This is a genomic window from Frigoribacterium sp. CFBP 13707 (assembly GCF_014842245.1).
GTDB classification, from domain to species: domain Bacteria; phylum Actinomycetota; class Actinomycetes; order Actinomycetales; family Microbacteriaceae; genus Frigoribacterium; species Frigoribacterium endophyticum.
Map to the genome: position 1 here is coordinate 456,894 of NZ_JACYVL010000003.1, position 13,649 is coordinate 470,542.

The 13,649-nt window shown below is 77.2% G+C and carries 11 protein-coding genes; 8 read left to right on the top strand and 3 right to left on the bottom strand.

The annotated features are described in order from the left end of the window. Positions 1-64: 64 nt before the first annotated feature. Genes IFT45_RS09100 through IFT45_RS09110 form a run of 3 tightly spaced genes read right to left on the bottom strand, consistent with a single transcriptional unit; the run spans position 65 to position 3,431 of the window. Entirely contained in the window at positions 65-1,453 is a 1,389-nt protein-coding gene (locus tag IFT45_RS09100; RefSeq protein ID WP_371810931.1) for a glycosyltransferase family 2 protein, read from the bottom strand. Further along, positions 1,450-2,499, bottom strand: a complete 1,050-nt coding sequence (locus IFT45_RS09105) for a hypothetical protein (protein WP_192127725.1) — start codon at positions 2,497-2,499, stop codon at positions 1,450-1,452. Before IFT45_RS09105 ends, IFT45_RS09100 begins: the two co-directional genes overlap by 4 nt. Then, positions 2,496-3,431, bottom strand: a complete 936-nt coding sequence (locus IFT45_RS09110) for a WcbI family polysaccharide biosynthesis putative acetyltransferase (protein ID WP_192127727.1) — start codon at positions 3,429-3,431, stop codon at positions 2,496-2,498. The genes IFT45_RS09105 and IFT45_RS09110 overlap by 4 nt, the downstream gene beginning before the upstream one ends. 329 nt (positions 3,432-3,760) lie before the next feature. Between IFT45_RS09110 and IFT45_RS09115 the strand changes: the two genes are divergently transcribed. From IFT45_RS09115 to IFT45_RS09150, 8 genes are all read left to right on the top strand, one after another. Next, positions 3,761-6,073 (top strand): glycosyltransferase, encoded by a 2,313-nt coding sequence (locus IFT45_RS09115; protein ID WP_192127729.1) that lies wholly within the window; start codon positions 3,761-3,763, stop codon positions 6,071-6,073. Then, a complete protein-coding gene (locus IFT45_RS17800; RefSeq protein ID WP_192045652.1) occupies positions 6,070-7,128 on the top strand; it encodes a glycosyltransferase in 1,059 nt (352 codons plus the stop codon). The genes IFT45_RS09115 and IFT45_RS17800 overlap by 4 nt, the downstream gene beginning before the upstream one ends. Continuing rightward, positions 7,116-7,964: a galactosyltransferase-related protein gene (locus IFT45_RS09125; RefSeq protein ID WP_371810932.1), complete on the top strand. Its 849-nt coding sequence runs from the start codon at positions 7,116-7,118 to the stop codon at positions 7,962-7,964. Before IFT45_RS17800 ends, IFT45_RS09125 begins: the two co-directional genes overlap by 13 nt. A 31-nt stretch (positions 7,965-7,995) precedes the next feature. Next, positions 7,996-9,030: an iron chelate uptake ABC transporter family permease subunit gene (locus IFT45_RS09130; protein ID WP_192127731.1), complete on the top strand. Its 1,035-nt coding sequence runs from the start codon at positions 7,996-7,998 to the stop codon at positions 9,028-9,030. A gap of 120 nt (positions 9,031-9,150) precedes the next feature. Next, positions 9,151-10,101 carry a FecCD family ABC transporter permease gene (locus IFT45_RS17805; RefSeq protein ID WP_371810941.1) on the top strand — a complete coding sequence of 317 codons (951 nt, stop codon included), beginning with the start codon at positions 9,151-9,153 and terminating at the stop codon, positions 10,099-10,101. Then, entirely contained in the window at positions 10,098-11,003 is a 906-nt protein-coding gene (locus IFT45_RS09140; RefSeq protein ID WP_192127733.1) for an ABC transporter ATP-binding protein, read from the top strand. The genes IFT45_RS17805 and IFT45_RS09140 overlap by 4 nt, the downstream gene beginning before the upstream one ends. 22 nt (positions 11,004-11,025) lie before the next feature. Next, the gene (locus tag IFT45_RS09145; RefSeq protein WP_192127735.1) at positions 11,026-12,054 is read left to right on the top strand and encodes an ABC transporter substrate-binding protein; all 1,029 of its coding nucleotides are present in this window, start codon (positions 11,026-11,028) and stop codon (positions 12,052-12,054) included. A gap of 163 nt (positions 12,055-12,217) precedes the next feature. Further along, on the top strand, positions 12,218-13,609 hold the full coding sequence (locus tag IFT45_RS09150) for a GntP family permease (RefSeq protein WP_056054456.1): 1,392 nt from the start codon (positions 12,218-12,220) through the stop codon (positions 13,607-13,609). Positions 13,610-13,649 lie beyond the last annotated feature (40 nt).

A 13,649-nucleotide genomic window follows, 5' to 3' on the forward strand; every position in this document is an offset into this window, starting at 1 on the left:
CGGTGTGACCAGCAGGAACGACGGAGTCGCGGGGCCGTCGGCAGGCCCGTGCGGTGCCTGCCCCTCAGCCCCACCCGCCGAGCCACGCCGCGAGGGAGGGCTCGCCGACGAGGGGCTCGAGGCCGTCGGCCGCGCGGCGCTCCGTCCGGAAGAGGTCGCTGCGCTCCCAGCGCGCCCGCCGCAGCTCGGCCCGCCGGGACGTGACGCGGGCGACGACGACGGGCGCGGCTCCGCCGGCCTCGTCGCCTCTGCCGCCCTCCCGCCCACCGTCCTCAGGCTCCACGGCGCACAGCTCGACGGTGCCCAGCTCGCCGACGCCGACCTCGGCCACGGCCCGGACGAGGGCCACACCGTCCCGGACCCTCACCTCACCAGGCAGGTCGACCGTCACCCGGGCACCCGTCACGATCTCGGGCCGCGTGGCGACCGCCGCCGCGGAGACGACGCGCGGGTCGCCGCCGACGGCCGACGCGACCTCGCTCGGGACGACGACCCGCGCCTCCGGCAGCACCGCCAGGACGGAGTCCGCCGTGAGGAATGCACGCCCCGGCGACAGGGCGCGGCCGAGGCGGACGACGACGTCGACCGGCCCGTCGCCCCCCCGCAGCGCTCGGGGGCGGGAGCCGGACACGGCCACCAGCCTGCTGAGCGTGATCGTCTCCGCGTTCTGACGCCGCTGCCGGGCCTCGTCGTCGCCGGAGCGACCGGCCCAGTCCGGGCCGTCGTGCCAGGCGACCGCATCGCGGACGTGCGCGAGCACGGCCCCGCCCCGCCAGGCGCGGTGGACCCACTCCCAGTCCTCTCCCCCGTACTCGATGAAGCCCTCGTCCCAGCCGCCGACCTCCTCGACGAGCCACCGGCTGCAGGCCGTGACGGCCCCGATGACGTGGCGGTACGACCGGTCGTCGGCGTCGAGCAGGTCGCGGCTGGCCCGGTGGGCGTCGTCGAGCCACGCGGGCGACGGGAGCTCGGCGGCCGGCCCCGCGACCTCGACCGGTGCGTCGACCGGGACGCCGCCGAAGTCGGCGTGCCGGCGGCGCCCCACGGCCACCACCTCGGGCGCGAGGGCCGGCAGCCGGGTCACCGCGGCGACGTAGCCCGGCTCGGGCGCCGTGTCGGCGTCGAGGAAGACGAGCACGTCGCCGGTCGCGGTCCGCACGCCGAGGTTGCGCGCGGCGGCCAGCCGGAAGCCCTCGTCGCGCTGCCGCACGAGCACGACGCCGGGCGGCACGACGGGCGCCTCGGGCGACCCGTCGTCGACGACCACGACCTCGAGGCGGTCGGCGGGGTGCGTCTGCCGGGCGAGGGCCGCGAGCGTCCGGTCGAGCTCGGCCTGCTGACGGTAGTGGGGCACGACGACGCTCACGCGGGGCGGCTCCGCGGGGAGGTCGCCGTCGAGCAGGTCCCAGCGGTTGCCGGGCAGGCCCCGCCCCCACGGCGGCCGCGCGGTCACCAGGCCACCTCGTCGGCCCACCAGCGCACCGAGGCCGCCGCGACGTCGGCGAGGCCGGGCGCCGTCACCGCCGTCGGCCCGAGCCAGGTCGAGGCGGGGTCGGCGAGGGCCGCCGCCAACGCCGTCACGAGGTCGTCGGGGTCGACGAGGGTCAGGGTGCCCGGCCGCAGCTCGGCCATCTCGCGGGAGTACCTCGTGTCGGGGACCAGCGGGCGCCGCCCGGCCGCGATCCAGGTCGCGATCGATCCGGAGGCCGAGACGTGGCGGTGGGCGGCGACGGGCACCGCGGCCCGGCGGCAGCGCTCGAGCAGCTCGTCGTCGTCGAGGTAGCCCGTGACCTCCAGTGAGACTCCGCGGGAGGCGGCGCCGGCCACGAGCTCGGCGAGCTCGCCCTCGTGGCCCGTCGACGCGCGCCCCAGGGCCGCGACCCGCAGGGCCGACCCGGCGGCCCGCAGCGCGACGACGGCGTCGACGAGCTCGGCGTGGCCCTTGCCCGGGTAGAAGAACCCGATGACGGCCGCCGTCCCGTCCGGCCGTGGGCGCTGCCCGGGCGCGGGCACCGGCCCGACGGGGTCGACGGCCAGGGGCAGGACGGCCGCCCGGGCGCCCGCCCCGGCGAGGACGTGCTCGTCGAGCAGCAGCGCCTCGTGCCGGCTGTTGCAGACGACGCCCGCGGCCGCCTCGACCACGCGCCGGTAGCACTCGGCGCGCCGCGGGAGGTTGCGCTCGCCGTCGGAGGGCTGCGGGAGGTCGTGCAGGGTGACCGTGAGCGACGTCCGGCGCGCGAGGTCCTCGACGCGGTCGGCCGCCTCCTCGGGGGACCCTCCCCAGAGCCGGTCGGTGAAGTGGAGGTGGGACCGGGCCGGAGGCGCGGTGCCGGTGAGCGCGTCGGGCCCGACCGCGAGGTCCCGCCCGACCAGGGCCGCCACGGCCTCGGCGACGCGACGGGCGTACGTCGAGACCCCGTGCTGCGGGTCGTCGGTGACGACGAGGGCCGGCAGGCCGGCGGAGCCGGACGCCGAGGGCGCCGGCACCGGGCCGCTCACGACAGCCCCAGCAGGCGCAGCGCGTCTTCGTGGCGGGCGAGCGCCGCCGTCACGACCTCGGGGTGGTCGGCGTACCAGCCGAGGTGCGCCTCCTCGACCTCGGCCGCCTCGACGCGGCGGCCGCCGACGACCCAGTGGTCGGTCGGCGCCTCGTCGAGGCCGAACGCCTCGACGACGACGGCCTCCCGGGGCGCGTGCACGCTGTCGAGCAGGGGGCGCCCCGGGTCGACCTCGTGCTCGGGCAGGGCGAGCCGACGACGGACCCGCTCGGCCAGCGAGCGCCAGACGGGGTTGCCGGGGTGGTTGAGCGTGCGCATCTGGGCGAAGGAGGGGCGGTCGAAGAGGTCGGAGACGACGACGGCGTCGTGGGCCTCCTCGCGCCGGCGCAGCTCGGCCCGGGAGAGCTCGGCGACCGCCCGCACGGACTCGGGCCGGAGCGGGGGCAGCGGCGAGGGCGCGTCGACGGCGCCGCCCCGCGCCGCGGCCCGCACGACGAGCCGCAGGTCGTGGTACTCGACGACGGGCGGCACCAGCGACGCGTCGCTCGGCGGCCGGACGATGGCGTGGGCCGGGTAGAGGCCCGCGAACCGGATGACGGGCACCCGCACGACCCGGGCCCGCGCCGGCAGCGCCGCCGCGAGCTGCGCCGTCCCGAGGGGCAGGCCATGGTAGTCGTCGCGGACGGGCTGCGAGACCAGCAGCTCCGCCCGGGCGAGCCAGCGGGCGAGGTGCGGGAGGTCCGTGGCGACCAGCTCGTGGACGGCGGGCGTCCGCACCGTCCGCAGGCCGCCTCCCTCGAGGGCGATGCGGAGCGACTCCGCCTGGCAGTTGCCGACGACGAGCGCGACGGCGCCGTCGCCCTCGGGCTCGCTGAGCCCGTAGAAGTCGCCGTAGTGGCGCGTGCGGCCGTCGACGACGGGGGTGGTGGTCACGATGGGGTCGCCTTCCTGCCGGCGACGGTCGTGGCGGGCAGCCCCAGCTTGCCGGGTCCGGGGCCCTCCCGCCCGGCGCGGATCAGAGGGGTACACGCACACAGGGCCTGAGAGCCTCCCGAGGACTAGCGTCCGTGGAGGCCGCTCCCATCGGCTCACCCCCTCCTCGACACCGACCGGCCCCCGGACGTCAGCAGGGTCCTGCGGACTCGTCCGCCCCGCCCCAGACGACACGCCGAGGAGGCACGATCATCGATCCCCTGAACGACCGGGTCGCTCCCCCGCAGCCGCTGCTCCGGGTCGCGTCCGTCCCCGCCGCCCACCCCTACGTGCGCGCGCTCGACGCGGCGGACCGCCCCGCCACGGTCGTCCGCCTCGCCGACCCGGCCCCGGCCGGCGCCGGCCCCGGCCAGTGGTGGCCCCCCGTGATGGTCGACGCCGGCTGGGTCCGGGCGCACGCCGACGAGTTCGACCTCCTGCACGTCCACTTCGGCACGGAGTCGTTCACCCTCGAGCACCTCGTGGGCGTCGTCGCCGCGCTGCGCGAGGTCGGCAAGCCGCTCGTCTACACCGTCCACGACCTCGAGAACCCCCAGCTCGTCGACCAGGGCGACCACGCCGCCCAGCTCGACCTCCTGGTGCCCGCCGCGGACGTCGTCCTGACCCTCACGCCCGGGGCCGCCGCCGAGGTGGCCCGGCGCTGGGGGCGCGAGGCCGTCGTCGTCGCGCACCCCGACCTGCTGCCCCTCGACGCCGAGGCGCCCTCCGGCCGGGCGTCCGACGCGCTGGTCGTCGGCGCGGCGCTCCGCGACCTGCGACCGAACATCGACGCCGTCCGCGCCGTCGAGACGCTGCTGGCCGCGGCCGAGCTGCTGCGCCGCGACGGCACCGACGTCGTCGTCCGCGTCGACCTCAACGAGCGCGTGCGGGACGAGGAGGCGCGGGTCCGCGTGGCCGCGCTGGTCGCGTCGGACCCCCACGCCGTCCTCGACGTGCACCCCCGCCTCTCCGACGACGAGCTCGCCGCGTCGCTCGCCGACCTCGACGTGGCCGTGCTCCCCTACCGGCACGGCACCCACTCCGGCTGGGTCGAGCTCTGCTGGGACCTCGGCGTCCCCGTCGCCGGCCCCCGCGTCGGCTACGCGGCCGAGCAGCACCCGGACTCCTTCGCTGCGTTCGACGCCGGCGACCCTCCCGCGCTCGCCGAGGCCCTCCGCACCCTGACCGACGGCCGGGGAGGCCGTCCCGGCAGCGCCGCCCGGGCCGAGCTCGTCGCGCGCCGGCGCCTCGTGCGCCGGGTGCAGCGGCGCACGGTGGCCGCGACGCACGACGAGGCCTACGCCGCCGCGCTCCGCTCGGTGGCCGACCGCTCGGGCGCCTCCGCGCCGGAGCCGCGCGGCCGGGCGGACGCCGCCGAGCCGGGCGACGCCTCCGGCCGCGACGGGGAGCCCCTCCGCATCGCCGTCGTCGCACCGCTCCGGTACCCCATCCGCCAGCCGCACGCGGGCGGGCTCGAGTCGTCGGTCTGGAACCAGGTGCGGACGCTCCGTGCCCGCGGCCACCACGTCGTGCTCTGCGCCCCCGAGGGCAGCGACTTCCTGGAGGGCGGGCCGACCGAGTTCACCCTGCCGCCCGTGGTGTGGGACGACCCCTCCGAGGCCACCGACACGACGTACCCGGCCGGCTACCTCGAGCGGGCGCTGCCGGCCCTCGACCGGGCGCTGGCCTGGGTCGCCGACCACGCCGACCAGTTCGACGTCGTCGAGAACCACAGCCTGCACGGCCTGCCCCTCTCGTGGGCGGGCCGACTCGGCGTGCCCGTCGTGTCGACGCTGCACACGCCGACGCTGCCCGACCTGCTCGAGCACCACGCCCGCGGGCCCGAGCCGCGCAGCGCCTTCCTCGCCGTCAGCGACCACACGGCGCGGGAGTGGCGGGCGGCGGGCGTCGAGTCGCTCGTGCTGCCGAACGGCGTCGACACCGACCTGTGGCCGCTCGGGCCGGGCGGCGACGACCTCGTCTGGTCGGGGCGGCTCGTGCCCGAGAAGGGCGCCGACCTGGCGATCGCAGCCGCCCGGCGGACCGGTCGGCGCCTCGTGCTCGCCGGCCGCGTCGGGGACGCGGCCTGGTTCGAGGAGGCCGTCGAGCCGCACCTCGGCGACCGGGTCCGCTACGTCGGCGAGCTCGACCAGCGCAGCCTCGCCGACCTCGTCGGCCGCAGTGCCTGCGCGCTCGTCACGCCCGTGTGGGAGGAGCCGTTCGGCCTCGTCATCGCCGAGGCGCTCGCCGTCGGGACGCCGGTGGCGGCCTTCGACACCGGCGGCGTCTCGGAGGTCGTCGGCTCGTCGGCCGGAGCGGGCCTCGTCGCCATGGGCGACGCCGACGCGCTGGCCCACGTCGCGGAGGGGCTCGCCGCGCAGTCGCAGAGCACCCCCGGGTTCCGGGCGCGCATCCGCGAGGACGCCGTCGACCGGCTGTCGCTGCGGCACCGCGCGGGCGTGCTCGAGGGCCTCTACCGGTCGCTCGTCGAGACCCGCCGAGGCGTCTCGTCGACGTCGTCGCCCTCCCCGGTCGACACGGGCACGGTCGACACGCTCGACTCCCTCGACGTGACCGACGCCGGCGCCCGGGCCGACGCGTGAGCGACGCCCCGCCGCTCGTCGGCTGGTACGTCCACCACCACGGGGCCGGCCACGTCACGCGCTTCACGGCCGTGCGCCCGCACCTCGCCGCGCGGGTGGTCGTGTTCAGCAGCCTGCCCGCCCCCGCCGGCCTCCCCGCCGACACCGAGTGGGTGCTCCTGCCCCGCGACGACGGGCCCGTCGCGCCCCGCTCGGGCGACGGCGCCGACCTCGACCCCCGCGACGCCTCCCCGACGGTGCGGGGCCTGCTCCACTGGGCCCCGCTGCACCACCCCGGCCACTCCGGGCGGCTGGCCGCGATCGCCGGCTGGGTCGGCGAGCACCGGCCCGCGGCGTTCGTCGTCGACGTCTCGGTCGAGGTCGCGCTGCTCGTCCGCCTCCTCGGCGTGCCGCCCGTCGTCGTCACCCAGCCGGGCGACCGCTCCGACGAGCCCCACCTCCTCGCCTTCCGCGCCGCCGAGCGGGTCCTCGCGCCGTGGGCGCCGGGCCTCCACGCCTCCCCCGCCCTCGACGTCGCCGCCGACCGCGTCCGGACGGTGGGGGGCATCTCCCGCTTCGCCGGTCGACCCCGCGCGGTGCGCCCCACGGCCTCGGCGGGCCCGCGGGTGCTGGTGCTGCCGGGAGGGGGCGACGGAGGCGCGGGTCGCCTCGCCGACGACGTCGCGCGCGCCGCGGCGGTCACCCCCGGCGCCTCGTGGACCCTGCTGGGCGGCGAGGCGGGCGCGTGGGTGGACGACCCCTGGGAGCTCCTGTCGACGGCCGACGTCGTCGTGACGGCGGCCGGGCAGAACAGCGTGGCCGACCTCGCCGCCGCCGGGGCCCGCGCCGTCGTCGTGCCGCAGGGCCGCCCGTTCGACGAGCAGGGCGCGACGGCGCGCCTGCTGGCCGACCGCGGCCTCGCCGTCGTCGTCGACGGGTGGCCGGCCGACGAGGCGTGGCCCGCCCTCCTCGACCGGGCGCTGGCGACGACGCCCGACTGGTCGACCTGGCAGGTCGAGGGCGCGCCCGCCCGGGCCGCGGCCGTCGTCGCGGAGGTGGCCTCGTGGCAGCGCTGACGGTCGCCGTGACGCTGTGCTCGGAGGCGCGGCTCGGCCACCTGCGGGCCCAGCGGGTCCGCCTGGGCCGGCTGGCGCCTCCGGTGCCCCACGTCGTCGTGTGGCTCGACGAGTCCCCGGCCCCGGAGGGCGCGGGGCTGGAGGACGCCGTCGTCGTGCACGTCCCGCCGGGGCCGGACGGCCTGCGGCTCGCCGAGGGCCGGAACCGCGGCGCCGCGGCGGCCCGGGCGCTCGGGGCGAGCCTGCTCGTGTTCCTCGACGCGGACTGCGTGCCCGGGCCCGACCTCGTCCGCGGCTACGAGGCCGCGGCGGCCCGGCACCCCGGCGCGCTGCTCTGCGGCCCCGTCACGTACCTGTCCGAGGGCGCGAGCCTCGCCGAGCTCGACCGTGACCCCGCGGGGCTGACGCGCCCGCACGCGGCCCGGCCCGCGCCTCCCGCCGGCCGCACCGTCGTCGCCCGCGACGGCGACCACCGGCTGTTCTGGTCGCTCTCGTTCGCGCTCGACGTCGACACCTGGGCCCGCGTCGGCGGCTTCTCCGCGGAGTACGAGGGCTACGGCGGGGAGGACACCGACTTCGCGTTCGCGGCGCACGCGGCGGAGGTGCCGCTCGTCTGGGTGGGCGGCGCGCACGCCTACCACCAGTGGCACCCGACCTCCTCGCCGCCGTGGCAGCACCTCGACGACATCCTCCGCAACGGGCGAGTGTTCGCTGAGCGCTGGGGCAGCTGGCCCATGGAGGGGTGGCTCGCCGCCTTCGAGGAGGCCGGGGCGATCGAGCGCCGCGGCGGGGGCTGGGCACGGACGACGCGTGCGGCGACGGGGCAGTCGGCCTGACCTCGTGGTGAGGGTAGGCTAACCTCACCTGGTGACCTCGTCCGCTCCTCCCCTCACCACCTCCAACTTCGGTACTGCCCGGCGGGCCGCTCCCCGGGGCGTGCTCCTCCTCGCCGCCCTGGTCGTCGTCGTCGCGGCGAGCCTCGCCCTCGGCAGCGCCGTCCTCTCGCCGGCCGCCGTCGTCGGCGCCCTCCTCGACCCGGCCCGCGACGTCGGGGCCGTGGTCTGGGGCTCCCGCGTGCCGCGGACCGTCCTCGGGCTGCTGGTGGGCGCCTCCCTCGGCCTCGCGGGCGCCGTGATGCAGGGGCAGACGCGCAACCCCCTGGCCGACCCGGGGCTCTTCGGCGTCTCGGCCGGGGCGAGCCTCGCCGTCGTCGTCGGCGTGTACGTGCTCGGCACGAGCTCGGTCGTCGCGACGCTCTGGCTCGCGCTCGTCGGCGCCGTCGTCGCGAGCGTCGTCGTCTTCTCGGTCGCGGCCCTCGGGCGGGGGCTCGCGAGCCCCGTGCCGCTGGCGGTCGCGGGGTCGGCGGTCTCGGCCTTGCTCGTGGCGCTGACGTCGTTCCTCGTCCTCTCCGACGAGACGACGCTCGCCGCGTACCGCATCTGGGTCGTCGGCTCGCTCTCCGGCCGCTCGCTCGACGGGGCGGGGCCCGCCGTCGCCGTCGCCCTCGCCGGAGCGGCCCTGGCGGCGGTCAACGCCCGGTCGCTCGACACGCTCGCCCTCGGCGCCGAGCTCGCCCGGGGCCTCGGCGAGAGCCTCCTCCAGGCGCGGCTGGTCGGGCTCGGGGCCATCACCCTGCTGACGGCCGCCGCGGTCGCCGTCAGCGGGCCGATCGGCTTCGTCGGGCTCACGGCCCCGCACCTGGCCCGCGCGCTGGTCGGGGGCGGGCACGCCCGGCTGCTGCCGGCCTCGGCGCTCGTCGGCGCGGTGGTCCTGCTCGCCTGCGACGTCGTCGGCCGACTGGTCGGCGGCACGTCGGAGCTGTCGGTCGGGGTGGTGCTCACGGTGCTCGGCGGGGCGGCCTTCGTCGCGATCGTCCGCCGCGGGACGGCGGCCGCGCTGTGAGCCGGCTCGACGCCCGCGCGCCCGCCGNCTCGGCCACCGGCACGGCCTCGTGCCGTCGGCGGGCCCCGCGCGGCCGCCGCGACGGCGGGCTCGCTGCTGGTCGTCGTCGCCCTCGCTCTGCTGGGGCTCGCCGCGGGGTCGTCGTCGCTCGGGGTCGCCGACGTCGTCCGCACCCTCGCCGGAGGCGGCACGCCCGCCCAGGAGCTCATCGTGCTCGACCTGCGCCTGCCCCGGGTCGCCGGGGCGCTCGTGGTCGGGGCGTGCCTCGGCCTGGCCGGCGCCCTCACGCAGACCTTCGCGCGCAACCCGTTGGCGACCCCCGACATCCTCGGCGTCACCTCGGGCGCCGGCCTCGGCGCCGTCGCGGCGATCGTGCTGGCCGGCGGCGGGTACTCCGTGACGGGAGGGCTGCTCAGCGTCGGCGTCCCGACGGCCGCGGTCGTCGGGGCCCTCGTGGCCGCCGTGGCGGTGTACGCGCTGTCGTGGCGGGGCGGCGTCGACGGCTACCGGCTCGTGCTCGTCGGCATCGGGGCGACCGCCGCCCTCGGCGGGCTCACGAGCTGGCTCGTCGCCCGCGCCCGGATCACCGACGCCGCGGCGGCCAGCCAGTGGCTCGTGGGCAGCGTCTCGGGCATCTCGTGGGCGAGCGTCTGGCCCGCCCTGGTCGTGTTCGCCGTCGTCGCCCCGCTGGCGGCGACGCAGACGAGGGCGCTCGACGTCAGCCAGCTGGGCGACGACCTGTCGCGGGGGCTCGGCGTCGCCGTGCAGCGCCACCGGCTCGTCGTGCTCGCCTGCGCCGTGCTGCTGACCGCCGCCGCGGTGTCGGCCGGGGGGCCGCTCGAGTTCGTCGCGTTCGTCGCGCCGCAGCTCGCCCGGCGCGTCGCCGGCACGGGCCGCCCGCCCCTCGCCGCCTCGGCGACGTTCGGGGCGCTCGTCGTCGTCGCCGCCGACCTCGCCACCCGGACGCTGCTGCCCGGCGAGGTGCCCGTGGGCATCGTCACCGCCGTGGTCGGCGCCCCGTACCTGATCTGGCTGCTCGTCCGCCACCGTCGAGAGGACCGACCCGCATGACCGCCCCCACCCGCGACTCCCCCGCCTCCCCTGCCTCCCCTGCCCGCGACTCCCCCGGCCCCGCGCTCCGCGCCCGGGGGGTGACGCTCGGCTACGACCGGCGGATCGTCGTCGACGGGCTCGACCTGTCGATCGAGCGCGGCACCGTCACGACCCTCATCGGCGCGAACGGCAGCGGGAAGTCGACGGTGCTGAGCGCGCTCGGCAGGCTGCTGGCGCCGGTCGCGGGCGCGGTCGAGCTCGACGGCCAGCCCCTCCGCTCGCTGCCCGGCAGGGCCGTGGCGCGACGGCTGGCGGTCCTGCCGCAGAAGCCCCTCACCCCGTCGGCGACGACCGTCCGCGACCTCGTGTCGCGCGGTCGACACCCGCACCAGAGCCTGCTGCGCCCGTGGACGCCCGCCGACGCGGCGGCGATCGACGACGCCCTCGACGCGACGGGGCTCCGCGACCTCGCGGGGCGCGACGTCGGGTCGCTCTCCGGCGGGCAGCTGCAGCGCGCGTGGCTCGCGCTCGTCCTCGCGCAGCAGGCCGACGTGCTCCTGCTCGACGAGCCGACCACCTTCCTCGACCTGGCCCACCAGCTCGAGATCCTGCGGCTGGTGCGGTCGATCAACCGGCGGCGCGGCACCACGGTGGTGATGGTGCTGCACGACCTCACCCTCGCCGCTCGGTACTCCGACCGGCTCGTGGTCGTGGGCGCCGGGCGAGTGCTGGCCGACGGGACGCCGTGGGAGGTCCTGACGCCGGAGCTGCTGCAGGAGGCGTTCGACCTCGACGCCGTGGTGCTGACCGACCCGACGAGCGGTGCTCCGCTCGTGGTGCCGCGCGACCCCGACCTGCACCCCGCCGTGGATCCCGCCGGCGAGCCCGGCCACGCGGACGCCGGTGGCGCCACGAGGTAAGGGTAGGCTACCCTTACTCTTCGTGACCATCTCGACGGCCGTGCGCCGCCCCCTCCGCCCCTTCCGCCTCCTCGCGCCCGTCGCGGCCCTCGCCCTCGTGCTCTCCGGCTGCTCGACCGACGCGGGGGGCGACTCCCCCGCCGCCGACGGCGCCGACACCGGCGCCTGGAGCTTCACCGACGACACCGGCACGACGGTCGAGCTCGACCACCGCCCCGAGCGCGTCGCGAGCTTCACCGACTACGCGATCGGCCTGATGAGCTACGGCGTCGAGCCGGTGGCCCTGTTCGGCCGCTACGACGTCGCGAGCGACGCGCGCCTCGAGGGCGCCGACCTCCAGGACACCGCGATCGTCGGGAACTCCTACGGCGAGATCGACCTCGAGGCCCTCGCCGAGGCCGCCCCCGACCTGATCGTGACGGGCATCTACCCCACCGACCGCGAGGGCACCCTCGACCTCGAGGCGCCGTACTACGGCTTCGCCGACGCCGAGCAGCAGGCCCAGCTCGAGAAGATCGCCCCGGTCGTCGCGATCGAGGTCGGCGGCTCGGGCCTCGACGTCATCGACAGCGTCAACCGGCTCGCCTCGGCGCTCGGCGTGGACGACGCGACGATCGCCGACGCGAAGACCGAGTTCGACGCCGCGGCGGCCGACCTCACGGCGGCGGCCGACGAGAGCGACGTCGAGGTGACGGCGATGTACGCCGACGCCGACGGCGTCTACGTGACGAAGCCCGCCGACGAGCCCGAGACCGAGCTGTACCGCAGCCTCGGCGTCCGGTACACGGACCTCCACCCGGACGGGTACTACTACTGGGACATCTTCAGCTGGGAGAACGCGAGCCAGATGATGACCGGCGACGTGCTGCTGGTCAACAACGAGGGCTTCCAGACCGCGGACCTGGAGGCGCAGCCCACCTTCGCGTCGCACCCCGCCCTCGCCGCGGGGCAGGTGCACGACGGCTGGTCGGGCGCCGCCCTCGACTACCGCTCGCAGGCCGAGCACATGACCGAGCTCGCCGAGATCCTGCGCGAGTCGCGACCGCTCTGACGCTCGTCGAGGCGAGGGTGCGTCGTGCCCGCCGCCGTGTCCGGGTCAGTCCGTTTGCAAAAGTCCTACTTTTCATGGCACCCTGACCCGGACGCAGGGCCCGCACCGGGCTCCGGCGTGGGACGGCGCACCTCGCCCGACGAATTCAACGGAGAAGATCGACATGGACGACTGGACACAGACTCTGGAGGCGGGGCCGCTCCTCGCCATCGCGGCGGGGGCCATCGCGCTCATCCTGCTGCTGGTCATCAAGTTCAAGCTGCACGCCTTCCTGACCCTCGTCATCGTCGCGGCGCTGACGGCGCTCGTCGCCGGCGTCCCGACCGGCGCCATCGCCGAGCTGCTCGTGACGAGCTTCGGCACCACGCTCGGCTCCGTCGCCCTGCTGGTCGGCCTCGGCGCGATGCTCGGCCGCCTCGTCGAGTCGTCGGGCGGCGCCCGGGTGCTCGCCGACCGGATGGTCGACGTCTTCGGCGAGAAGCGGGCGCCGTTCGCGCTCGGCCTCGCCTCGCTCATCATGGGCTTCCCGATCTTCTTCGACGCCGGCCTCATCGTCATGCTGCCGATCGTCTTCGCCGTCGCCCGCCGCATGGGCGGCAAGTCGATGCTGCTCTACGGCATCAGCGCCGCCGCCGCCTTCTCGGTCATGCACGTCTTCCTGCCCCCGCACCCGGGCCCCGTCTCGGCGACCGAGCTGCTCGGCGCCGACCTCGGCATCGTCCTGCTCGCCGGCCTCGTCATCGTCTTCCCGCTCTGGTACGTCTCGGGCTACCTGTGGGCCAAGTACGTCAACGCGCGCATCCCCCTCCCCGTGCTCTCGCTCTTCGGCGACGAGAAGGACGACGTGCAGGCCGGCAACCCGCCGAAGGCCAGCACGGTCATCGCCGTCCTCGCCGTGCCGCTCGTGCTGATCCTCCTCAACACCGGCCTCACCTCCCTCTCGTCCGTCGGCGTCGTCGACGGCGACGCCACCTGGGTCCAGGCACTCGTGCTCGTCGGCACCAGCGGCATCGCGCTGCTCATCTCGGTGCTCGTCGCCGCCGTCGTCCTCGGCCGTGCCCGCGGCGTGAGCGGCAGCGCCCTCGAGAAGGTGCTCGAGAGCGCCCTCGGCCCGATCTGCTCCGTCGTGCTCATCACCGGCGCCGGCGGCATGTTCGGCGGCGTGCTCCGCGCCTCGGGCATCGGCGACGCCCTCGCCGACGTCCTCGGCGACCTCGGCCTGCCCGTCATCGTGGCCGCCTGGCTGATCGCCGCCATCCTGCGCCTCGCCCAGGGCTCGGCCACGGTCGCCCTCGTGACGGCCGCCGGCCTGATCGCCCCCGCCGTCGCCCTGGCCGACCTCAACCCCGTCCAGCTCGCCGCCGTCGTGCTCGCCACCGCCGCGGGCTCGGTCTTCGCCGGTCACGTCAACGACTCGGGCTTCTGGCTCGTCGGCCGCCTCATGGGCATGGACGTCAAGACGACGCTCCGCGTCTGGACCGTGCAGCAGGCGGTGGAGTCGGTGCTCGGCTTCGCCGCCGCCCTCCTGGTCTTCGGCGTGGGCGCGCTGCTCTAGCCCTCCCCCGCCCCCGCACGGCCCCGCCCGTCCCCGCCCT